This window comes from Miniimonas sp. S16 (assembly GCF_057748195.1).
The window spans coordinates 416,974-438,302 of record NZ_CM173242.1 but is presented as its reverse complement, the minus strand read 5'-3'; the positions used below and the strand labels follow the sequence as shown (position 1 = coordinate 438,302).

Below are 21,329 nucleotides of genomic sequence, written 5' to 3'. Positions count from 1 at the left end.
GGATGCACGATCCCGACAAAGCGACCGAGGCGAGTTGGTGGGGTGGCGTGCCTTCGCCGTCGGGCGCCCCGCCCCTACGGTGGGGAACCGTGACGACCTCCGCCGCGGCCCTGCGCCGCCCCGTGCTCGCCGACCTCGTTCCCGCCGGCGCCGGCCGCGCCCGCGGCGCCGCGGTCACCGCCGCCCTCGTGCTCGCCGGCACCGCGCTGGTCGCGGTGCTCTCCCAGGTGGCCGTGCCGCTTCCCTTCACGCCCGTGCCGCTGTCGCTCGGCACGTTCGGCGTGCTCGTCGTCGGCGCCGCCCTCGGGCCGGCCCGTGCGACGGCGTCGCTCGGCCTCTACCTGCTGGCGGGCGTCGCGGGCGTGGGCTGGTTCGCCGGGGGCGCGAGCGGCTGGCAGTTCGCGTCGTTCGGCTACCTCCTGGGCTACGTCGTCGCGGCTGCCGTGGTCGGCGCCCTCGCGCGGCGCGGGGCCGACCGCTCGGTCTGGGGCACGATCGGCGCGATGCTCGCGGGCAACGTCACCGTCTACGCGTTCGGCGTGCCTTGGCTGTCGGCCTACCTCGGGGTGGACCTGCCGACGGCGCTCGGGCTCGGCGTCGTGCCGTTCCTGCTCGGGGACACGGTCAAGGCGATCGTCGCCGCGGTGCTGCTGCCCTCGGCATGGGCGCTGGTGCGTCGCGCGCAGCGCTGAGGACCGGGCGCGCAGCGCTGAGCGCGCTGTGCGCGAGCCGTAGACTCGTGCCACGTGATCACCACCCAGGCCCTCGAGATCCGCATCGGCGCGCGGACCCTGCTCAGCGACGCGTCGCTGCGCATCGACTCGGGTGACCGGATCGGACTCGTCGGGCGCAACGGCGCCGGCAAGACCACGCTGACCAAGATCCTCGCGGGCGAGGCCCAGCCGACCGGTGGCAGTGTCATCCGCTCTGACGACGTCGGCTACCTGCCGCAGGACCCGCGCACCGGCGACCTCGAGGTGCTCGCCCGCGACCGGGTGCTGTCCGCGCGCGGCCTGGACGCCACGATCCGCAACATGCGCAAGGCCGAGATCGCGATGGCCGAGACCACGGGCGCCGAGCGGGACGCCGCGATGGCCCGCTACGAGCGGCTGGAGAACACGTTCCTCGCGCGCGGCGGCTGGACCGCCGAGGCCGAGGCGGCCCGCATGACGAGCAACCTCGGCCTGCCCACGCGCGTCCTGGACCAGGAGCTGCGGACGCTGTCGGGCGGTCAGCGCCGCCGGGTCGAGCTCGCCCGCATCCTCTTCTCGGGTGCGCGCACGCTGCTCCTGGACGAGCCGACCAACCACCTCGACGCCGACTCGATCGTGTGGTTGCGCGACTACCTGCTGGCCTACCCCGGCGGCTTCGTCGTCATCTCCCACGACGTCGAGCTCCTGCGGGCCACGGTGAACAAGGTGTTCCACCTCGACGCCAACCGCGCGGTCATCGACGTGTACAACCTCGGCTGGGACGCCTACCTCACGCAGCGCGAGACGGACGAGAAGCGCCGCCGCCGCGAGCGCGCGAACGCCGAGAAGAAGGCCGCCACGCTCCTGGCGCAGGCGGACAAGATGCGCGCGAAGGCGACGAAGGCGGTCGCGGCGCAGAACATGGCGCGGCGCGCCGAGCGGATGCTCTCGGGCCTGGAGGAGACCCGCGCGGCCGACAAGGTCGCCAAGCTGCGGTTCCCCGAGCCGGCGCCGTGCGGGCGCACGCCGCTGCGCGCGTCGGACCTGTCCAAGAGCTACGGCTCGCAGGAGGTCTTCACGGGCGTCGACCTCGCGATCGACCGCGGGTCCCGGGTCGTCGTGCTCGGCCTCAACGGTGCGGGCAAGACGACGCTGCTGCGCATCCTCGGCGGCGTCGAGGCGCCCGACACGGGCCAGGTCGAACCCGGCCACGGGCTGAAGATCGGCTACTACGCGCAGGAGCACGACACCCTCGACACCTCCGCGACCGTCGTGGAGAACCTGCGGCACGCGGCCCCGGACCTCACCGACACGCAGGTGCGCAGCGTGCTGGGCTCGTTCCTGTTCTCCGGGGACGACGCCGACAAGCCCGCGGGCGTCCTGTCCGGCGGGGAGAAGACGCGGCTCGCGCTCGCGACGCTCGTCGTGTCCGCCGCGAACGTGCTGCTGCTGGACGAGCCGACCAACAACCTCGACCCCGCGAGCCGCGCGGAGATCCTGGCCGCTCTGCGGACGTACGCGGGCGCCGTCGTGCTCGTGACGCACGACGAGGGCGCCGTGGAGGCGCTCGAGCCCGAGCGCGTCCTCCTGCTGCCCGACGGCGACGAGGACCTCTGGAACGTCGAGTACGCCGAGCTCGTCTCGCTCGCGTAGGACGCGACGACGGCCGCCTCGCGGAGGCGAGGCGGCCGTCGTCGGCGGGCGCGGGCGGGCTCAGGCGGCGTGCGCGATCCGCCGAGCCCGCACGAGCAGCAGACCGAGCGCGATGAGCGCAGCAGCCACGAGCGTCGCCCCGAGCACCTGGGCGCCCGTGCCGGGCAGGCTCCCGCTGCCGCCGCCACCCGCGATCACCGCCGCTGCCGTGCTCGCGGCGGGGTCCGTCGGGGAGGCCTCCGCGGTCGCGGTCGCCGTCGCGGTCGCGGTGGCCGACGGCGAGCTCGCCACGACCTGGAACGTCGCCGCGGCGCTCACGCCGGTCTGGGTCCCGGTCACGGTGACCGTGTGCTCGCCGACCTCGGTGGGCGCCGTCGCGGTCAGCACGGCGGCCCCGTCCACGACGTCGGACGCGCCCAGGTCCACCGGGTCGGACTGCAGGAGCGCCGACAGCGTCTTGTCGCCGGCCAGGCCCGCCACCCGGATCTCGAACGGCTGACCGGGTGCGACCGACTCGGGCAGGGTGACCGTGGCGTCAGCGCTGAGCGAGGCGAGGTCGCGCTCGAGGCCGAGGGCGTCGGCGATCGTGAAGAACGTGTCGGTCTGGTCGGTCAGCCCCGCCACGTTCGCGGCGCCGGGACCGTAGGCCGCGACGCGCAGCTGCGAGCCCGTGTGCTGCTGCGACCCGCCCTGCGGCGCCGTGCCGTAGGAGACCAGCATCGGCGCGCCGTCGGCGGTGGTGAGAGAGATCGAGAGCCCGGGCGTTGTGGCGTCGACGATCTGGCTTGTATGAGCGTGGTCGGCTGTGACGATGACGAGGGTGTTCCCGTCCGCGGCGGCGAAGTCCAGCGCCACCTGCACCGCCTCGTCGAGGTCCTGCGTCTCGCCGATCTGGCCGCACGCATCGGCGGCGTGGTCGCGCTTGTCGATGGACGCGCCCTCGACCTGGAGGAAGAAGCCGTTCTCGGCGTCGGAGTCGAGCAGGTCGATCGCCTTGGTGGTGAGCGCGGCGAGGGAGAGGTCCGGCGTGAGCCGGTCGGGGTTCTCCGAGCACGTGATCGGCGCCGCGTCACCGCCCCCGGCAGTGGCGTACGCCGGGGCGAACCGGGTCGGGAAGTTGCCGGGCGTGAACAGTCCGAGCACGGGGGCGTCCGCGGACGTGACGGCGGCGAGCTCCGCCGCCGTGCGGACCACCTGGTAGCCGCGGTCGGTCGCCTGCTGCCAGAGGGTCTGCCCGGCCCACCGTCCGGCGACGGCGGTCTCGTCGAAGGACGCCGCGCCGCCACCGAGCGTCACGTCCGCGCGCGTGTCGAGCAGCTGCTCGCTGATCGACCCGGCCCCGCCGTTCTCCAGCGCGTTCGTGGGGCATTGCGTCGACGTGGTGCTCGGGCCGTAGCACCGGCGCGAGGTCACCGAGGCCACCTGCACCGCCGGGGTCGCGTCCTGGATCTCCGCCGTCGAGACGTCACCGGTGCGCAGGCCGTTCGCGTTCGCGATCTCGAGGAGCGAGGGGAGGTCGGCGCCGTCGAGGTCGACCGAGATCGCGCCGTCGTAGGACTTGGTGCCCGTCGCCCAGGCCGTGCCGGTCGCGGCCGAGTCGGGCGTGTAGTCGGGCAGACCGTAGAGCTGGTCGTCGGCGTGCAGCGAGTACGTCGTGTACTGCCCGGTCACCGGCAGCGCGTCGATCCCGGGCAGCTCACCGGCCGCGCCGACCAGGTAGTTGCGCGCCACCGTGATCTCGGAGTCGCCCATGCCGTCGCCGATGAGCAGGATGACGTTGCGCGCGCCCGGATCGCGGACGGCGTCGCGCAGCGCCTGCGTCTGGTCGCCGTCGTTGCGGGCCGCGTCGCCGGTACCGGTCAGGGGGTCGGCTGTGGCCGAGGTCGCGCCGAGCGCGAGGGCGAGTGCCGCGAGCGCCAGGGCGCTCCCGGCCCGGGTCAGGGTGGACATGCGTCTCCTCCGGGGTGGGGTGTCGGGTCAGGCCCTCGGAGGCACGGCTGGGGCCGTGCGCACGCGAAGGTCGAGACCATGCCATCCCGTCCGGGTGAGGGCCGGTCGCACGCAGGATTGCCGGAGCGTGAGCACTCAGGAAACGAGTGTCGTCGGGCTACCTCAGCCGGACGCGCAGCCGGTCCGTCGTCACGGCGACCACGGCGGCACCGGCGAGCACGCCGAGGCGCGCGAGGTCCCCGAGGTCGAACGACAGGTCCGCCGCCCCGTTCGCCGCGAACCCCGTCACGGTGCACCACGCGAGCACGACGGCGAGGCTCGCCGCCAGCGGTCCCAGCCCCTGGGCGCCGACCACCAGGACGAGCGCCACGAGCACCGTGGCCGGCCACGGCCCGAGGCCGAGGGCGTCGGTGATCGCCACGCCGGCGACGACGACAGCGACGACGCCGAGGAACCGGACCGCCTCGCCGAGCTCGTTGCGCGGGCGGGCGTCTTTGACAGGGGTGACCTGCGAGACCGGGGTGACCTGCGAGACCGGGGTGACCTGCGCTGCTGCCATCGCCGCAGCATGCTCGGTCACCCTGGGGGGAGCCTGGACGCAGACCCAGACGTTCCTCGACCGGCTCGCCGGCTCGCCGGCGCACCGGCTAGCCGGTGCGGCCCGCGGTCCGGCGCTCCTCCTCCGCGGCGTCGAGGATCGCGTCCTCCTCCTCAGCCATGGTCGGCCGCCGGCGCACCCGCGGCGCCGGAGCCACGGGTGGGGCCTCGCCCGCGGCGAGCGCGGCCTCCTGCGCCGCCTCGAGCTCGGCGTCGCGGCGCGAGCGGCGCCCGATGACCACGGTGGCGATCGGGATCGTGAGCGCGAACACCCACCACTGGAACGCGTAGGAGAGGTGGTTGCCGAGGTCCTCGTCGGGCTTGGGCAGCGCGCCGAGCGGCGCGATCGGGGCCGGGCTCGCCAGCATCCCGTAGGCGTCCTCGACCAACGTCCCGGTCGCGACGGCGGCGGGCCAGGCCGCGGGATCGGGGCCGAACGCGGCCTGCACGACGTCGAGCGCCACGACGTCGTAGACCTCGCCCTCGGGATTGGTCCGGCCGTCGGCGGTCTCGGCGGCGCGCAGCCGCACCACGACGTCGGCGCGGCCGCTCGGGACGGTGAGCGCGCCGTCGGGCACGACGTCGGTCTGGCGCCACCAGCCGCGGTCGACGACGAGCAGCGCACCGTCGTCGGTGCGCAGCAGGGCGAGGGCGTGCGAGGCGTTCGCGCCGTCGACGGGCCGGTTGCGCAGTTGGACGCCGGAGCCCGCCACCCACGTGCCGGTGACCTCGACCGAGCGCCACACGTCGCCGGGGTCGAGGGGGTCGGTGAGGTCGGGGCCGAGCAGGTCGGCCGCGGGCACGGCGTCGGCGTCGTAGTTCGTCTGGACGAGGTCGACCTGTGCCACGCGGTCCGTGTGCCGGTGGTACTGCCAGCGACCGAGCAGCACGCACGTCGCCGACGCCGCGAGCACGAGCAGCACCACGCCGGCCGTCCGCAGGATCCGCTCGAGCCTCGAACGCGTCGGTGCGTGGGTCCCCGCCGTGGTCACGAGGGCCCCGGGTCGGTGCCGAGCGGCCCGACGTCGACGGGGAACGAGCGGGCCTCGAGGAAGCGCTGCAGGTGGTCCAGGTGCTCGGGGCACGCGGTCCAGACCTTGCGCCGCCCGCCGTCGTGGATGCGGGGGTTGCGCCAGCCGATCGCCCACACGGCGGTGGCTCGGCACCCCTTCGCGCTGCACACGACGACGTCCTGACCGGTGGGGCTGTCCAGGGTCACGCCGCGGCCTCCGGGCGCCGACGCGATTCGGGGTCCTCCCGCACCTCCGTGCGGTAGGGCAGCTCGCCGTCGTCCGGCGTGGCGTCGCCGTCACGGACGACCGGCGACGCGGCGTGCTCGGGCAGGGCCGGCGCCTCGACCACCTCGTCCACGCCGCGCGACATCCGGGTGGACCCGACGTTCGCCAGGACGACGGCGACGTAGGGGAGCACCACGGCGCCGACGGCGAAGATCCAGCGCCACGGCGGGGGCAGCATGATGGCGAGGGCGAAGCAGCCCATCCGGACGCCCATCGTCATGAGGTACCGCTTCGTCCGGGTGTCGCTCTCGAGCGCGTGGGAGCGGCGCGCGGTCGTGATCGACGGCACCTGGCTCATGTCGACGAGCGTACGCCGGGCCGGTCGGGGGCGCCGATCCGCTAGGTTGACCGGGTGCCAGCGCCAGAGCCCTCCCAGCCCGTGAGCGAACCCCGAACCGTCGTCGTCACCGGGGCCACCCGGGGCATCGGCCGGGCGATCGCCGAGCGGTTCGTCGCCGCGGGTGACCGGGTCGCCACCCTCTCCCGCGGCAGCGACGTGCCCGACGGCGTGCTCGCCGTCCCCGGTGACGTCACCCACTCCGCGGCGGTGGACGACGGCTTCACCGCGATCGAGCAGGAGCTCGGTCCGGTCGAGGTGCTCGTGGCGAACGCGGGCATCACGCGCGACTCCCTGCTCATGCGGATGTCCGACGAGGACTTCGACGCCGTGCTCGACGTCAACCTCGTCGGGGCGTTCCGGTGCGCGCGGCGTGCGAGCAAGGGGATGATCCGGCTGCGCCGCGGGCGCATCGTGCTCATCTCCAGCGTCGTGGGCCTGTACGGCGGCGCCGGGCAGGTCAACTACGCGGCGAGCAAGGCCGGCCTGGTCGGCGTGGCGCGCGCCATCACGCGCGAGCTCGGCGGCCGCGGCATCACCGCGAACGTCGTGGCGCCCGGGTTCATCCGCACCGCGATGACCGACGCCCTGCCCCAGGCCCAGCAGGACGCCTACCTCGCCGCGATCCCCGCCGCGCGGTTCGCCACGGCCGACGAGGTTGCGGGCGTCGTCCAGTTCCTGGCCGGCCCCGACGCGGGCTACATCTCCGGCGCCGTCATCCCCGTCGACGGCGGCCTCGGCATGGGCCACTAGCAACCACACCCGATCGGAAGGAGCACCCCGTGGGCATGCTCGAGGGCAAGACCCTGCTCATCACCGGCGTCCTGACCGACGCCTCCATCGCGTTCCACGCCGCGCGCCTCGCGCAGGAGGAAGGCGCCACCGTGGTGCTCTCCTCGTTCGGCCGGCAGGCCAAGCTCACGCAGCTCGCGGCCAAGCGGCTGCCGTCCCTCGCGCCGGTCGTCGAGCTCGACGTGACCGACCCCGAGCACCTGGCCGGCCTCGCCGACGCGGTGCGCCAGCACGCGGACTCGCTCCACGGCGTGGTGCACTCGATCGGCTTCGCCCCGCAGAGCGTGATGGGCGGGAAGTTCCTCGAGGCCGAGTGGCCGGACGTCGCCACGGCCGTGGAGGTCTCGGCGTACTCGTTGAAGTCGCTCGCCGTGGCCGCCCGGCCGCTCCTGTCCAGCGGTGGCTCCCTGGTCGGCCTCACGTTCGACGCGCGCTACGCGTGGCCCGTCTACGACTGGATGGGCGTCGCGAAGGCGGCGTTCGAGGCCACCGCGCGCTACCTCGCGCGCGACCTCGGCGGGGACGGCATCCGTGTCAACGTCGTGTCCGCGGGGCCGATCCGCACCACGGCCGCGCGCTCCATCCCCGGGTTCGAGCGGATGGAGGGGAACTGGTCCGAGCGGGCGCCGCTCGGCTGGGACTCCAAGGACCCCGAGCCGGCCGCGCGCGCCGTCGTGGCGCTGCTGTCGGACTGGTTCCCGGCGACCACGGGCGAGATGGTGCACGTGGACGGCGGCTTCCACGCGATGGGTCAGTAGTGCCGACCCTCGTCCTGCTGCGGCACGCCAAGGCGGAGCCGCACGCCGCGTCCGACGCCGCCCGGCCGCTCGCGCTGCGCGGCCGGCGGCAGGCCGCGGCGGTGGGCGACGCCCTCGCGGCGGACGGCCCGGTGCCCGACCTCGTGCTCGTCTCCGCGGCCACCCGGACCCGGCAGACCTGGGAGCTCCTCGCGGCGCGGCTGCCGGTCCGGCCGGACGTCGCGGTGCTGGAGGAGCTGTACGACGCCGGACCGCGGACTGTCCTGTCGCTCCTGCGCGGGGTCGACGACGCGGTCGGCACCGTGCTCGTCGTCGGGCACGAGCCGGTCATGAGCTCGACGGCGGCGCTGCTCGCCTCGGCCGACTCCGACGAGCACCTCCTCGACGCCGTGCACCGGGGCGTGCCGACGGCGGCGCGCAGCGTGCTCGAGCTCGACGCCGGGTGGGCCGCGCTCGACCGCGGCACGGCCCGGCTCGTCGCCGTGGAGCGCGCCGTGGAGGACTAGCGCAGCAGCGCGACGACCTCGGCCATGGTGTGGTGCACCGCGTGGTCCGCCTGCGCGGCGACCACGGGCTTGGCGTTGAACGCGATCCCGACGCCCGCCGTCGCGAGCATGTCCAGGTCGTTGGCGCCGTCGCCGATCGCGACGGTGTCGGGGAGCGGGACGCCCGCCTCGGCGGCGAACTCGCGCAGCGCGGCGGCCTTGCCCGCGCGGTCCACGACCGGGCCGGCGACCCGTCCGGTGAGGCGGCCGTCCGCGCCCACCTCGAGGGCGTTGGCGCGCACGCGGGTGATGCCCCACCGGGCGGCGAGCACCCGGACGATCTCGACGAACCCGCCCGACACGAGGCACAGCGGCCAGTCCCGCTCGGCGAGGAAGGCGACCAGCTCGGGCACGCCGGGGGACACCTCGACCTGCGCGGCGACGTCGTCCAGCACCGAGACGGGCAGACCCGCCAGGGTCGCGACGCGCGCGTGCAGCGACTCGGCGAAGTCGAGCTCGCCGCGCATCGCGGCCTCGGTGACCCGCGCGACCTCCTCGCGCGTCCCGGCCCGGTCGGCGATGAGCTCGATCACCTCCGCGGTGATGAACGTCGAGTCGACGTCCATCACCACGAGGCGACGGCGGGCGGGCACGGTCGAGGCACCGGTCACGCGGTCGGGCACGTGCTCAGATGGCCCAGCTCGACGGCGTGACGGAGTCGACGCCGATCCGCATGCCCTTCGGGACGACGGTGATGCCCGACGGCGTGACCGTGAAGCCGCGCGCGAGGTCGAGCTCGCGGTTGAGGCCGATGCTCGCGCCCTCCTCCACCACCACGTTCTTGTCGAGGATCGCGCGGTTGACCTGGGCGCGCCGCTGGACGATGACGTCGTCCAGCAGCACCGAGTCCGTCACGCGTGACCAGGAGTTCAGGCGCCCGCCCGGGGAGATCACCGAGCCGTGCACCTCCGAGCCCGACACCACGACCCCGGGGGAGATGATCGAGTCGACGGCGAGGCCGATCCGCTCGGGCGAGGCGTGCACGAACTTCGCCGGCGGGAGGCCGGTGTAGCCCGTGAAGACCGGCCACTCGTCGTTGTAGAGGTTGAAGACCGGCACCACGGAGATGAGGTCGCGGTTCGCCTCGTAGTAGGCGTCGATCGAGCCCACGTCGCGCCAGTAGTCGCGGTCACGGTCGTTCGAGCCGGGCACGTCGTTCTCGATGAAGTCGTAGAGCGCGGCCTCGCCCCGCTCCACGAACGCGGGCACGATGTCCCCGCCCATGTCGTGACGCGAGTCCTCCAGGGCGTCGCTGCGCACGGCCTCGACGAGCGCGTCCGCGTCGAAGACGTAGTTGCCCATCGACACGAGGACCTCGTCGGGGGAGTCCGCGAGCCCGACGGCGTCGGTCGGCTTCTCCCGGAACGCCTTGATCCGCCGGGGGTCGTCCGGGTCGGCCTCGATCACGCCGAACTGGTCGGCGAGCGAGATCGGCTGGCGGATCCCGGCCACGGTGAGGCGCGCACCGGAGTCGATGTGCGCCTTGACCATCTGGGAGAAGTCCATCCGGTAGACGTGGTCGGCCCCGACCACGACCACGATGTCCGGCCGCTCGTCGGCGAGGAGGTTGAGGCTCTGGTAGATCGCGTCGGCCGACCCGAGGTACCAGTTCTTACCCATCCGCTGCTGGGCGGGGACCGGCGCGACGTAGTTGCCGAGCATCCGGGACATGTCCCAGGTCTTGGCGATGTGCCGGTCGAGGCTGTGCGACTTGTACTGCGTCAGCACGACGACGTGCAGGTAGTGGGAGTTGACGATGTTGGAGAGGGCGAAGTCGATGAGGCGGTAGATCCCCCCGAAGGGGACGGCCGGCTTGGCCCGCTCGGCGGTGAGCGGCATGAGGCGTTTGCCCTCGCCACCGGCGAGGACGACCGCGAGGACACGTGGTGCAGCCATACGGCGACCCTAGGGGGTCCCGCGTGATGTTGGCCACGAACACCACACCGAAGTGGTGCACGTCCCACCCGCGGGGGACGCCGCGTCTTAGGACCGGGACCGCGCCCCGATCGGTGGCATGATCCCGCCATGCGCGTCGACCTGCTGACCCGGGAGTACCCCCCGCACGTCTACGGGGGCGCGGGCGTCCACGTGGCCGAGCTCGCCGCCGTGCTCGCCGAGCACCTCGACGTGCGCGTGCGCTGCTTCGAGGGGCCGCGCCCCGACGCGCCGAGCGGGCCGGGGCTGCCCACGGTGACCGGCTACTCCGCGCTCGCCGAGCTCGCGGGCGCGAACGCCGCCCTGGCCACGCTCGGGGTGGACCTGACGATCGCGCAGGACGTCGGCGGCGCCGACCTCGTGCACTCCCACACCTGGTACGCCAACATGGCCGGGCACCTCGCGGGCCTGCTGCACGGCGTCCCCCACGTCGTGAGCGCGCACAGCCTCGAGCCGCTGCGGCCCTGGAAGGCCGAGCAGCTCGGGGGCGGGTACGCCCTGTCGAGCTGGGCCGAGCGCACCGCCTACCTCGGTGCCGCCGGCATCATCGCCGTCTCCGGCGGCATGCGGGCCGACATCCTGCGGTCCTACCCCGACGTCGACCCGGCGCGGGTGCACGTCGTGCACAACGGCATCGACCTGGCCCGGTGGGTCCGGCCGGTCGCCGCGGGGGACTCCATGCCGACGCCGCGGGCCCGCGAGCTCGCCGTCGCGCGCGGGATCGACCCGGACCGCCCCGCGGTCGTGTTCGTCGGTCGCATCACGCGGCAGAAAGGCCTGCCGTACTTCCTTCGCGCGGTGCGCCGCCTCGACCCCGAGGTCCAGGTCGTGCTGTGCGCCGGGGCGCCGGACACGCCGGAGATCATGGCCGAGGTGTCCGGGCTGGTCGAGGAGCTGAGCCACGAGCGCTCCGGGGTCGTGTGGATCCCGGACATGCTGCCGCGCGAGGAGCTCGTGGCCGTCCTGGCGGCGTGCACCGTGTTCGTGTGCCCCTCGATCTACGAGCCGCTCGGCATCGTAAACCTCGAGGCGATGGCGGTCGGTCTGCCCGTCGTGGCCTCGGCGACCGGCGGCATCCCCGAGGTGGTCGACGACGGCTTGACGGGCCTCCTCGTCCCGCTCGCGCAGGAGAGCGACGGCACCGGCACCCCGCTGCACCCCGAGAAGTTCGAGGCGGACCTCGCCGCGGCGCTCACGCGCGTGGTGAGCGACCCGGCGCGGGCGCGCGAGATGGGCCGAGCCGGGCGCACCCGCGCCGAGGAGCACTTCTCCTGGGGCGCGATCGGGGAGCGCACGATCGAGGTCTACGAACGGGTCCTGGCCGGGTCCTGAGGGGCTCGGTCCCGCCGATCGACGGACCCGTCAGCCGACGCGGCGCACCGTCGCGGCCGCGACGACGACGCGCGCGGCCCGCGCGAGCGCGGCGAGCGCTGCGCTGCGGGCGCCGAGCTGGCCCGCCGTGACGGCGGCGCCGGGGTCCTCCTCGGCGAGCTCGACGATCCGCAGCACCCGCAGCGCCTGCAGCAGGGCCGCGGCCGGGCGCTCCGGCAGCGACTCGAGCAGCTCCGCCGTGCGGTCGTCCGCCGGACCGGACAGGTCCAGCAGCGCCTCGCGCAGCTCCCGGCGCTCGCGGGCGACGTCGAGTCGCGTGAGCTCGTCCGTCGCGTCGTGCAGCGCGTGCACCAGGGCGAGCCGCGCCTCGCCCAGGTCGGCGGGCGGCGGGACCACGGCCCCCGGTCCCAGCGCGACCGGTCGCCACCGCACCGTCCAGCCCGGTTCGAGCGCACTGCCGAACGCCGCGACGTCGGGCACGAGCACCACGGTGTCGCGCGCCCCGCGCACGACGGCGGCCTCCCCGGCCAGCAGCGCGGGCGCGGCGGCGGACGGGGGCACCCCGGGATCGCCGGGCACCGGCAGGACGGCCCAGGCCACGCCCGTGCCCGTCGTCGTGAGGAGCTCGGGGAGCGCGACGGCGAGCGGCCGAACGCCGATCCGGTGCGGCTCGTCCGCGCCCTCGAGGAGGGCGAGCGCGCGTGCCTCGGCCGTGCCGAGCCGGTCGGCCAGGAGCACGAGGGCGACGGCGCGGGGGACGAGCGGCACGCCCGTCACCCTAACGAGGGTTGCGTGGGTCGAGGCCCGGCCGCTGCGCGGGTGCGCCGTGGCGTGCGCCCTGGCCCGACGTCGGTAGGGTCGAGTCAGTGTCAGGGTGACAGTGCCGCTTCGCGGTGGTTGGGTCCTGATCACCAGTCGTCTGACTCGTAGGGTCGCTGCCTTCGTGGCGTGCATGGGTTTTGTCGGCGTCTGGTGTGACGGACCGGCCGGCGTGACTTGATAGGAGCGTGGCATCGCCCCCACTGAGATGTGTCCGCCGGCCGGCCCAACCGTCCCTGCACTGATCGGGTGGAAGGAGGCAACCCTCATGGTTGTCGTTGGAGCCGATGTACACAAGAAGAGCCACACGTTCGTCGCGGTCGATGAGCGGGCCCGCAAGATCGGGCAGTTCACGGTCAGGGCGACCACTCCTGGTCACCGGGAGGCGTTGCGGTGGGCGCGGCGCCAGTTCGGTGATGAGCTGGAGTGGGCGATCGAGGACTGCCGTCACCTCTCGACCCGGCTGGAGATGGATCTTCTCGCGGCTGGTCAGGTCGTGGTGCGGGTTCCGCCGAAGATGATGGCGCACGCCCGTGCGAGCGCGCGCACCCGCGGCAAGTCCGACCCGATCGACGCCCTGGCGGTGGCTCGTGCCGCGTTGGCGGAGCCCGGTCTTCCCCGGGCCGTGCACGATGAGCAGGCTCGTGAGCTGAAGCTGCTGGTGGATCGGCGCGACACGCTGGTCAAGCAGCGCACGGCAACGATCAACAGCCTGTTGTGGCGGGTGCACGAGCTCGACCCCGAGCACGAGATCCCGGCCGGGGCGATGGACCGGATCAAGCATCAGCGTGCGTTGCAGGCGTGGTTGGAGGGTCGAGGCGAGGGTGTGGTGGTCGAGCTCGCCCTGGATGAGTTGAGCGACATCTGCGCCGTGAGTGTGCGGATCAAGGACCTGGAGAAGCGGATCGCTGCGTTGGTGAGCGTTCGGGCTCCGGCCCTGGTCGCGGTGCCTGGGTGCGCGGAGCTGACGGCCGCGAAGCTCGTCGGGGAGATCGGTGGCATCGCACGTTTCAGCACCGACGCCCAGCTCGCCCGCCACGCCGGCATCGCGCCGATCCCGGTCTGGTCCGGAAGCACCGAGGGCAGAGTCCGCATGACCCGTAGCGGGAACCGCCAGATCAACTGTGCGGTCCACCGCGTTGCCGTCACCCAGATCAGGCTGCCCCGCTCTCTCGGGCGGGCGTACTACGACAAGAAGAAGGCCCAAGGCATGTCGAACCGAGAGGCCCTGCGCTGCTTGAAGCGGCACCTCATCCGAGTCGTGTTCACCACCCTCAAGACCACCACCCAACCCCTCCACCAGCCCACCACGACCACCGTCGCCGCCGCGGCTTGACATAGGAGAAACCCATGCCCCAGACCCTCGTCCTCGGACTCGACGACGTCACGGTGCGTCGCGACGGCAAGGAGATCCTCTCCCACGTGACGTGGGAGGTGCTCGACGGCGAGCGCTGGGTTGTCCTCGGACGCAACGGCGCCGGCAAGACCACGGTCGTGCAGCTCGCGGCGGGCCGGATGCACCCGACCAGCGGGACGGTGGAGATCCTCGAGGAGACCCTCGGCCGCGTCGACGTCTTCGAGCTGCGGCCCCGGATCGGGCTGTCCAGCTCGGCCCTCGCCGAACGGATCCCGGGCGACGAACGCGTGCTCGACGTCGTGCTCACCGCCTCCTACGGGATGACCGGGCGCTGGCGCGAGACCTACGACGACGTCGACGAGGACCGCGCGCGCTCGCTGCTGGCGGTGTTCGGCATGGCCGACAAGACCGGGCGCACCTACGGGACGCTGTCCGAGGGCGAGCGCAAGCGCACGATGATCGCGCGGGCCCTGATGTCGGACCCCGAGCTGCTGCTGCTGGACGAGCCCGCCGCCGGCCTCGACCTCGGCGCGCGCGAGGAGCTCGTCGGCGCGCTCGCGGAGCTCGCCGCCCACCCGGCCTCGCCCGTGCTCGTGCTCGTGACGCACCACGTGGAGGAGATCCCGCCGCACTTCACCCACGCCCTGCTGCTGCGCGACGGGCACGCCCTGGCGGCCGGACCGCTCGAGGACGTGCTCACCCCCGAGAACCTCGAGGCCACGTACGGGATGCCGCTGGAGATCACGCGGCACGAGGACCGGTGGAGCGCTCGCGCCACGGGACGCTCCTCCGGCAACCGGCACGGGGCCTGAACGAATCTGCTCGTCGATCGCCCCGGACGGAACTCCCCACCCTCTTGACTCGTTCTTGACATAGAGTGGGCTGTGACCGGGGACGTCCCGGCGCCGGCGAGGGGAGGCTGCGATGGACGCTTGGGTGATCTGGTTGGCGCTGTTCCTCCTGCTCCTCGTGGTCGAGGTGCTCGTCGTCGACCTCCTCTTCCTCATGTTCGCCGGCGGCGCGCTCGCCGCGGTCCTGGCGGCCCTGCTCGGTGCCCCGGTCCTCATCCAAGTGGTGGTGTTCGGCGTCGTGTCCGCGCTCCTGGTGGCCGTGATCCGACCGTGGGCGTTGCGCACGTTCCGGCGCGAGACGCCGGAGACGGCGACCAACGTGGCCGCGCTGATCGGCCGCTCGGCGACGGTCCTGGAGCCGACGTCGTCGCTCGCCGGGCGCGTCAAGCTCGCCGGGGAGGTCTGGACGGCACGGTTCGAGGGTGCGGGGACGCTGCCCGAGGGCGCGCAGGTCGAGGTCGTGCGGATCGACGGGGCGACCGCCGTCGTGACGCCCTCCAAGTCCGCGGACCTGCCCGACCCCGCCAACCCGTACGGCACCCCGACGCTCTAGCACCTGCTCTGACACACGGACCTCCAGGCGCTCGCACCCGCGAAGCGCGCGGCCCCGCCGCAGCCTGGAGCGAGGCACGACCGGCCGGAGCACCCGGCCCCGACCGGCCGCCACGGCGGCCACCAAGGAGGCACCCGTGGACACGGGCCAGATCGTAGGACTCGTGATCGTGGCGCTGCTCGCGATCTTCATCATCACGGCGATCGCCCGTGCGGTGCGGATCGTGCCGCAGGCCGTGGCGCTCATCGTGGAGCGGCTGGGCCGCTACCACTCGACGATGTACGCGGGTCTGCACTTCCTCATCCCGTTCGTGGACCGCGTGCGCGCCGGCGTCGACCTGCGCGAGCAGGTGGTCTCCTTCCCGCCGCAGCCGGTGATCACCTCGGACAACCTCGTGGTGAGCATCGACACCGTCATCTACTTCCAGGTCACCGACCCGAAGGCCGCGACCTACGAGATCGCGAACTACATCACCGGTATCGAGCAGCTCACCGTCACCACGCTGCGCAACGTCATCGGGTCGATGGACCTCGAGCAGACGCTGACGTCGCGCGACCAGATCAACGGCCAGCTGCGCGGCGTGCTCGACGAGGCGACCGGCCGCTGGGGCATCCGCGTCAACCGCGTGGAGCTCAAGGCGATCGACCCGCCCGCCAGCGTGCAGGGCTCGATGGAGCAGCAGATGCGCGCCGAGCGGGACCGCCGCGCCGCGATCCTCACGGCCGAGGGTGTCAAGCAGTCCCAGATCCTCACCGCCGAGGGTGAGAAGCAGTCCGCGATCCTGCGCGCCGAGGGTCAGGCGCAGGCCGCGATCCTCAAGGCCGAGGGTGACTCGCGCGCGATCCTGCAGGTCTTCGACGCGATTCACCGCGGCGACGCGGACCCCAAGCTGCTCGCGTACCAGTACCTGCAGACCCTGCCGCAGATCGCCAACGGCTCCTCGTCGAAGATGTGGATCGTGCCGACGGAGTTCACGGCGGCGCTCAACGGCATCGCCGGCGCGTTCGGGGGCACGGTGCCGGCACCGTCGTCCGACGGCGCGGAGCCGGGCGAGAGCGCGACGGCGCGTTCGCGGCGCGAGCCGCTGGAGTTCGAGGACTCGTTCGCCGAGACCACGCTCGAGGACCCGTCGGAGGCGCTGCGCAAGGCGCGCGGCGAGGCGTCCGAGGCGACGAGCGAGGCACGCGCGGCCGGCACGCTGACCGGGCACCCGTTCGACCACGGCGAGGAGGCGGGGCAGCGGCCCGCCCAGGCTCACGAGGCGCAGACCGGTGCCGGCGGCCCGGCTGCACCTGCCGGCCCCGCCGTTCCGCCGTCGCCCGACGCGGCCGAGCGTCCTGGGCAGGGCGAGGGCCAGGGGCTGCCGCCGACCGGTGGACCCTCGCTCCCGCCGCCGCCCCGCCCCTGAGGCACTGGGCGCGGGGCAGCAGGTCGATGTGCAGGTGCGCGGGGTGGTCCGCGGCCCACGGGTTCGTCTCCTGCCCCCGCCCCCACGCGTAGGACGCGATCTCGTCGTGCCGGCCGCGCACCGCCGTCGGGCGCGGCCAGCGTGCGGCGAAGGTCGGCCACCACGTCGAGGCGAACCACGTCTCGAAGGCCTCGCTGTCGTCGGTGCCGACGACGTACCCGGCCGGCCCCTTGCCGTCGTCCACCACGAGCGCGAGGTCGGAGTGACGCGCGAGGTAGGGCGCGAGGAAGACCGCGGCCCACAGGTCGTCGTCGGGCAGGAGGCCGGTCGCGTCGCCGCCGTGGTCGGCGGTGCGCACGCAGATGTCGGCGAGTGCGGGATCGTCCTCGCCCGGGCGGTAGGGGCGCGGGGCGGAGAGGCCGGGGCTCACCTGCCCAGCGTGCGCCGGGCGGAACGCGCGCCGCAAGCGCGAGGTCGCCTCGCCGTCGTGCGCCTGCTCCCCCCGGTCGGCGCCGTGCGGATGTGCCGGTGTCGGTGCGCGGGCGTACCGTTCACCCCGTGCTGATCGGACTCCTGCGCACGCACCTGCGCCCGTACCGGGGCGCGGTGGTCGTGGTGCTCGTGCTGCAGCTGGTGCAGACGATGGCCTCGCTCTACCTGCCGAACCTCAACGCGCGCATCATCGACGAGGGCGTCGCGGTCGGGAACGTGGACCAGATCTGGCGGATCGGCGCGGTCATGCTCGTCGTCACCCTGGCCCAGGCGATCGCCGCGATCGTCGCCGTGTATTTCGGCGCCCGCACCGCCATGGCCTTCGGTCGCGACGTGCGCGGCGCACTCTTCGCGCGCGTGCAGAAGTTCAGCCAGCAGGAGCTGGGCTCGTTCGGTGCGCCGTCGCTCATCACGCGCACCACGAACGACGTGCAGCAGGTCCAGATGCTCGTCATGATGACCCTCACGATCATCGTGATGGCGCCGATCATGCTGGTGGGCGGCGTCATCATGGCGCTGCGCGAGGACGTCAAGCTGTCCGCGATCCTGCTCGTGGTGGTGCCGGTGCTCGTGGTCACCGTGCTGATCATCGTGAGCCGGATGGTGCCGTACTTCCGCACGATGCAGGGCCGGATCGACGCCGTCAACGGCGTGATGCGCGAGCAGATCACCGGCATCCGGGTGGTGCGGGCGTTCGTCCGCGACCCGTTCGAGGTGGCGCGGTACGCGATCGTCAACGCGGACCTGCGCGAGGTCCAGCTCAAGACCGGCAAGCTCATGGCGCTGATGTTCCCGACCGTGATGCTCATCATGAACCTGTCCACCGTGGCGGTGATGTGGTTCGGCGGGAACCTCGTCGACCGCGGCGACATGGAGGTCGGCGCGCTCACCGCGTTCCTCAGCTACATCATGTACATCCTCATGGCCGTGATGATGAGCTCGATGATGGTGATGCTCGCCCCGCGCGCCGCCGTCTCGGCGGACCGGATCGCGGCCGTGCTCGCCTCCGAGCCCACGGTGCTCTCGCCCGCCGAGCCGGTCCGGCCCGCGGTGCTCACCGGCCGGGTCGAGCTCGACCACGTGACGTTCCACTACCCGGGGGCCAGCGCGCCGGTGCTCGAGGACGTGTCGTTCGTGGCCGAGCCGGGCCGGACCACCGCGATCATCGGCGCCACCGGGTCCGGCAAGACGACGATCCTCAACCTCGTCCCGCGGCTCTTCGACGCGACGCAGGGTCGCGTGCTGCTCGACGGCGTGGACGTGCGCGACATCGACCCCACCCTGATCACCCAGCTCCTCGGCCTGGTGCCGCAGAAGGCGTTCCTCTTCTCCGGCACGGTGGCGAGCAACCTGCGTCTCGGTCGCCAGGACGCGACCGACGAGGAGCTCTGGGAGGCACTGCGGGTGGCGCAGTCGGAGGACTTCGTGCGCGAGCTCGGCGGGCTCGAGGCGCCGATCTCCCAGGGCGGCACCAACGTCTCCGGCGGGCAGCGCCAGCGCCTGTCCATCGCACGGGCCCTCGTCCACCGGCCGAAGGTGCTGCTGTTCGACGACTCGTTCTCGGCCCTGGACTACGCCACCGACGCCGCGCTGCGCCAGGCGCTGGTGGCGGTCGTGCGCGAGTCCGCGGTGATCGTCGTCGCCCAACGCGTGTCGACGATCCGCACCGCCGACCTCATCCTCGTGCTCGACGACGGGCGGATCGTGGGTCGCGGCACCCACAGCGAGCTGCTGAACACCTCGGAGACCTATCGCGAGATCGTCGAGTCGCAGATGAGCCTGGAGGAGGCCCGATGAGTGGCGTCGCGCCCGGAGCCTCCGCGAAGGGCACCGCGGCCCGCACGGCGAACGAGTCGGCCCCGGTCGACGACGCCGAGGTCGTGCGTGACAGCAGGCCGGCGCGTCGTGGCCCCGGCGGGCCCATGGGCGGCATGGGCATGCCGACCGAGAAGCCGCTCGACATGCGCGGCACGCTGCGTCGCCTTCTCGGCGACATGCGCGAGCACCGTCTGGAGCTCGCCGTGTCGGTGCTGCTCGGCGTCGCGTCGGTGGTGCTCGCCGTCGTCGGTCCGAAGATCCTCGGCAACGCGACCAACATCGTGTTCGCGGCGGTGATCTCGCGGGAGATTCCGGCGGGCATCACCCAGGAGCAGGCGATCGAGGGTCTGCGGGCGCAGGGTCAGGACCGGCTCGCGGACATGCTCACGCAGGTGACGTTCACCCCCGGGGAGGGGCTGGACACCCATGCCCTCGCGGTCACGCTGGGCTGGGCGCTGCTCGTGTACCTGGGCGCGTGGCTGTTCGGCTGGCTGCAGGCCCGCCTCACCGCGATCGTGGTGCAGCACACGATGTTCCGCATGCGCGCGCGGGTGGAGGACAAGCTCACCCGGGTCCCGCTGTCCTACGTCGACCGGCAGAGCCGCGGCGACGTGCTCTCGCGCGTCACGAACGACGTCGACAACCTCTCGATGACCCTCAACCAGACGCTCTCGCAGCTGGTCACCTCCGTGCTCACCGTGGTCGGCGTGCTCGTCATGATGTTCTGGATCTCGCCGCTGCTCGCGGTCATCGCGCTCGTCACGGTGCCGCTCACGGTGGGCGTGACGGCGATGATCGCCAAGCGCAGCCAGCCCCAGTTCATCCGGCAGTGGCGCACGACGGGCGAGCTCAACGGGCACATCGAGGAGATCTACACCGGGCACGCGCTCGTGAAGGTCTTCGGCCAGACGGACACGGCCCAGCGCGTGTTCGACGAGCGCAACGACGAGCTGTACGACTCCTCGTTCCGGGCGCAGTTCATCTCCGGCACGATCCAGCCCGCGATGGCGTTCATCGCGAACCTCAACTACGTCGTCGTCGCCGTGGTCGGCGGGCTGCGGGTGGCGTCGGGGCAGATGAGCCTGGGCGACGTGCAGGCGTTCATCCAGTACTCGCGCCAGTTCACGCAGCCGATCACGCAGATCGCCTCGATGATGAACATGCTGCAATCGGGCGCTGCGTCGGCCGAGCGGGTGTACGGCCTCCTCGACGCCGAGGAGCAGGAGCCCGACCCCGAGCCGGCCGTCCGGCTCGACGAGGTCGCGGGCCGGGTGGAGTTCGCGGACGTCGACTTCTCCTACGACCCCCGCAACCCGCTCATCGAAGGCCTGTCCCTGGTGGCCGAGCCTGGCCAGACGGTCGCGATCGTCGGGCCCACGGGGGCCGGCAAGACCACGCTGGTCAACCTCATCATGCGGTTCTACGAGGTGCAGGCGGGCGCCATCACGCTCGACGGCGTGGACACCCGCGCGATGACCCGGGCGGACCTGCGGGGGAGCGTGGGCATGGTGCTCCAGGACGCGTGGCTGTTCGAGGGCACGATCGAGCAGAACATCGTCTACCCGATCGCGACGTCACCCGGCGCCCCCGTGACGCCCGAGCAGCGCGAGCGGATGCTGCGCGCCGCGCAGGCGACGCACGTCGACTCGTTCGTCCGGTCGCTCCCCGAGGGCTACGAGACGGTCATCACGGGCGAGGGCGGCTCGCTCTCCACGGGTGAGCGCCAGCTCGTGACGATCGCTCGTGCCTTCGTGGCCGATCCGCCGATCCTCATCCTCGACGAGGCGACGAGCTCCGTGGACACCCGCACCGAGGTGCTCGTGCAGAAGGCCATGAACGCGCTGCGGGTGGGTCGGACGTCGTTCGTGATCGCCCACCGCCTCTCGACGATCACCGGTGCCGACGTGATCGTCGTGATGGAGCACGGCAGCATCGTGGAGCAGGGCTCGCACGAGGAGCTGCTCGCCGCCGGGGGTGCGTACGCGCGGCTGTACGCCAGCCAGTTCGCGGCCGCCGCGATCGAGGACTGACCGGGCGGGACCCGCGACACGCGCGATCTTGCGCGCGCCGGTATCAGGACGACGACAGCGCGCTCCCCACGACCATCACCAAAAGTCGCTGGTGCGGGGGTTCGGCCCGCTG

20 protein-coding genes are annotated in these 21,329 nt (G+C 73.1%); 12 read left to right on the top strand and 8 right to left on the bottom strand.

Going from position 1 to position 21,329, the window contains the following annotated elements; translation table 11 throughout:
• Positions 1–89: 89 nt before the first annotated feature.
• On the top strand, positions 90–692 hold the full coding sequence (locus tag AC3AQ1_RS01970) for a biotin transporter BioY (RefSeq protein ID WP_199916507.1): 603 nt from the start codon (positions 90–92) through the stop codon (positions 690–692).
• Between the two features lie 54 nt (positions 693–746).
• On the top strand, positions 747–2,345 hold the full coding sequence (locus AC3AQ1_RS01965) for an ABC-F family ATP-binding cassette domain-containing protein (protein WP_108717614.1): 1,599 nt from the start codon (positions 747–749) through the stop codon (positions 2,343–2,345).
• A gap of 60 nt (positions 2,346–2,405) precedes the next feature.
• Here AC3AQ1_RS01965 and phoA read toward each other — a convergent pair whose 3' ends face one another.
• The 5 genes from phoA to AC3AQ1_RS01940 all read right to left on the bottom strand — a co-directional run bounded on the left by phoA (position 2,406) and on the right by AC3AQ1_RS01940 (position 6,488).
• On the bottom strand, positions 2,406–4,295 hold the full coding sequence (gene phoA, locus AC3AQ1_RS01960) for an alkaline phosphatase (RefSeq protein ID WP_108717613.1): 1,890 nt from the start codon (positions 4,293–4,295) through the stop codon (positions 2,406–2,408).
• Positions 4,296–4,452: 157 nt separating this feature from the next.
• Positions 4,453–4,854, bottom strand: coding sequence for a hypothetical protein (locus AC3AQ1_RS01955; RefSeq protein WP_108717612.1), 402 nt, complete (start codon positions 4,852–4,854; stop codon positions 4,453–4,455).
• Positions 4,855–4,942: 88 nt separating this feature from the next.
• Positions 4,943–5,884, bottom strand: a complete 942-nt coding sequence (locus tag AC3AQ1_RS01950; RefSeq protein ID WP_159096339.1) for an SURF1 family protein — start codon at positions 5,882–5,884, stop codon at positions 4,943–4,945.
• On the bottom strand, positions 5,881–6,111 hold the full coding sequence (locus tag AC3AQ1_RS01945) for a hypothetical protein (protein WP_108717610.1): 231 nt from the start codon (positions 6,109–6,111) through the stop codon (positions 5,881–5,883). The genes AC3AQ1_RS01950 and AC3AQ1_RS01945 overlap by 4 nt, the downstream gene beginning before the upstream one ends.
• Entirely contained in the window at positions 6,108–6,488 is a 381-nt protein-coding gene (locus AC3AQ1_RS01940; protein WP_108717609.1) for a DUF3099 domain-containing protein, read from the bottom strand. Before AC3AQ1_RS01940 ends, AC3AQ1_RS01945 begins: the two co-directional genes overlap by 4 nt.
• Before the next feature lie 54 nt (positions 6,489–6,542).
• Here AC3AQ1_RS01940 and fabG point away from each other — a divergent pair, with 54 nt between their 5' ends.
• Genes fabG through AC3AQ1_RS01925 form a run of 3 tightly spaced genes read left to right on the top strand, consistent with a single transcriptional unit; the run spans position 6,543 to position 8,583 of the window.
• Positions 6,543–7,280 carry a 3-oxoacyl-ACP reductase FabG gene (gene fabG / locus AC3AQ1_RS01935; protein ID WP_488301223.1) on the top strand — a complete coding sequence of 246 codons (738 nt, stop codon included), beginning with the start codon at positions 6,543–6,545 and terminating at the stop codon, positions 7,278–7,280.
• Between the two features lie 29 nt (positions 7,281–7,309).
• Positions 7,310–8,077 (top strand): enoyl-ACP reductase FabI, encoded by a 768-nt coding sequence (gene fabI / locus AC3AQ1_RS01930; protein WP_108717607.1) that lies wholly within the window; start codon positions 7,310–7,312, stop codon positions 8,075–8,077.
• Positions 8,077–8,583 (top strand): SixA phosphatase family protein, encoded by a 507-nt coding sequence (locus AC3AQ1_RS01925; protein WP_108717606.1) that lies wholly within the window; start codon positions 8,077–8,079, stop codon positions 8,581–8,583. The genes fabI and AC3AQ1_RS01925 overlap by 1 nt, the downstream gene beginning before the upstream one ends.
• Here the strand turns inward: AC3AQ1_RS01925 and serB are convergent.
• Together serB and AC3AQ1_RS01915 are read right to left on the bottom strand one after the other, a co-directional pair.
• On the bottom strand, positions 8,580–9,188 hold the full coding sequence (serB, locus tag AC3AQ1_RS01920) for a phosphoserine phosphatase SerB (protein ID WP_234417898.1): 609 nt from the start codon (positions 9,186–9,188) through the stop codon (positions 8,580–8,582). The genes AC3AQ1_RS01925 and serB overlap by 4 nt on opposite strands.
• Before the next feature lie 61 nt (positions 9,189–9,249).
• Positions 9,250–10,518, bottom strand: coding sequence for a glucose-1-phosphate adenylyltransferase (locus tag AC3AQ1_RS01915; RefSeq protein WP_108717605.1), 1,269 nt, complete (start codon positions 10,516–10,518; stop codon positions 9,250–9,252).
• Between the two features lie 129 nt (positions 10,519–10,647).
• Here AC3AQ1_RS01915 and glgA point away from each other — a divergent pair, with 129 nt between their 5' ends.
• Positions 10,648–11,889, top strand: coding sequence for a glycogen synthase (glgA, locus tag AC3AQ1_RS01910; protein ID WP_108717604.1), 1,242 nt, complete (start codon positions 10,648–10,650; stop codon positions 11,887–11,889).
• Positions 11,890–11,919: 30 nt separating this feature from the next.
• Here glgA and AC3AQ1_RS01905 read toward each other — a convergent pair whose 3' ends face one another.
• Complete coding sequence (locus AC3AQ1_RS01905) at positions 11,920–12,657, bottom strand: hypothetical protein (RefSeq protein ID WP_159096338.1); 738 nt, start codon at positions 12,655–12,657, stop codon at positions 11,920–11,922.
• A gap of 319 nt (positions 12,658–12,976) precedes the next feature.
• Here AC3AQ1_RS01905 and AC3AQ1_RS01900 point away from each other — a divergent pair, with 319 nt between their 5' ends.
• The 6 genes from AC3AQ1_RS01900 to AC3AQ1_RS01875 all read left to right on the top strand — a co-directional run bounded on the left by AC3AQ1_RS01900 (position 12,977) and on the right by AC3AQ1_RS01875 (position 21,217).
• Positions 12,977–14,044 carry an IS110 family RNA-guided transposase gene (locus tag AC3AQ1_RS01900; protein ID WP_108717602.1) on the top strand — a complete coding sequence of 356 codons (1,068 nt, stop codon included), beginning with the start codon at positions 12,977–12,979 and terminating at the stop codon, positions 14,042–14,044.
• Between the two features lie 14 nt (positions 14,045–14,058).
• The gene (locus tag AC3AQ1_RS01895) at positions 14,059–14,877 is read left to right on the top strand and encodes an ABC transporter ATP-binding protein (protein WP_108717601.1); all 819 of its coding nucleotides are present in this window, start codon (positions 14,059–14,061) and stop codon (positions 14,875–14,877) included.
• Between the two features lie 112 nt (positions 14,878–14,989).
• Positions 14,990–15,469 carry an NfeD family protein gene (locus tag AC3AQ1_RS01890; protein ID WP_108717600.1) on the top strand — a complete coding sequence of 160 codons (480 nt, stop codon included), beginning with the start codon at positions 14,990–14,992 and terminating at the stop codon, positions 15,467–15,469.
• A gap of 136 nt (positions 15,470–15,605) precedes the next feature.
• Positions 15,606–16,877 carry an SPFH domain-containing protein gene (locus AC3AQ1_RS01885; protein ID WP_108717599.1) on the top strand — a complete coding sequence of 424 codons (1,272 nt, stop codon included), beginning with the start codon at positions 15,606–15,608 and terminating at the stop codon, positions 16,875–16,877.
• 558 nt (positions 16,878–17,435) lie between these two features.
• Positions 17,436–19,166, top strand: a complete 1,731-nt coding sequence (locus tag AC3AQ1_RS01880; RefSeq protein ID WP_108717597.1) for an ABC transporter ATP-binding protein — start codon at positions 17,436–17,438, stop codon at positions 19,164–19,166.
• Entirely contained in the window at positions 19,163–21,217 is a 2,055-nt protein-coding gene (locus tag AC3AQ1_RS01875; protein WP_108717596.1) for an ABC transporter ATP-binding protein, read from the top strand. The genes AC3AQ1_RS01880 and AC3AQ1_RS01875 overlap by 4 nt, the downstream gene beginning before the upstream one ends.
• The last annotated feature ends 112 nt before the right edge of the window (positions 21,218–21,329 follow it).

Coding starts and splice junctions, on each gene's coding strand:
- AC3AQ1_RS01875 (WP_108717596.1), top strand. CDS start 19,163: ATGAGTGGCGTCGCGCCCGGAGCCTCCGCGAAGGGCACCGCGGCCCGC.
- serB (WP_234417898.1), bottom strand. CDS start 9,188: ATGGACGTCGACTCGACGTTCATCACCGCGGAGGTGATCGAGCTCATC.
- AC3AQ1_RS01915 (WP_108717605.1), bottom strand. CDS start 10,518: ATGGCTGCACCACGTGTCCTCGCGGTCGTCCTCGCCGGTGGCGAGGGC.
- AC3AQ1_RS01955 (WP_108717612.1), bottom strand. CDS start 4,854: ATGGCAGCAGCGCAGGTCACCCCGGTCTCGCAGGTCACCCCGGTCTCG.
- glgA (WP_108717604.1), top strand. CDS start 10,648: ATGCGCGTCGACCTGCTGACCCGGGAGTACCCCCCGCACGTCTACGGG.
- AC3AQ1_RS01900 (WP_108717602.1), top strand. CDS start 12,977: ATGGTTGTCGTTGGAGCCGATGTACACAAGAAGAGCCACACGTTCGTC.
- AC3AQ1_RS01895 (WP_108717601.1), top strand. CDS start 14,059: ATGCCCCAGACCCTCGTCCTCGGACTCGACGACGTCACGGTGCGTCGC.
- AC3AQ1_RS01890 (WP_108717600.1), top strand. CDS start 14,990: ATGGACGCTTGGGTGATCTGGTTGGCGCTGTTCCTCCTGCTCCTCGTG.
- phoA (WP_108717613.1), bottom strand. CDS start 4,295: ATGTCCACCCTGACCCGGGCCGGGAGCGCCCTGGCGCTCGCGGCACTC.
- AC3AQ1_RS01940 (WP_108717609.1), bottom strand. CDS start 6,488: ATGAGCCAGGTGCCGTCGATCACGACCGCGCGCCGCTCCCACGCGCTC.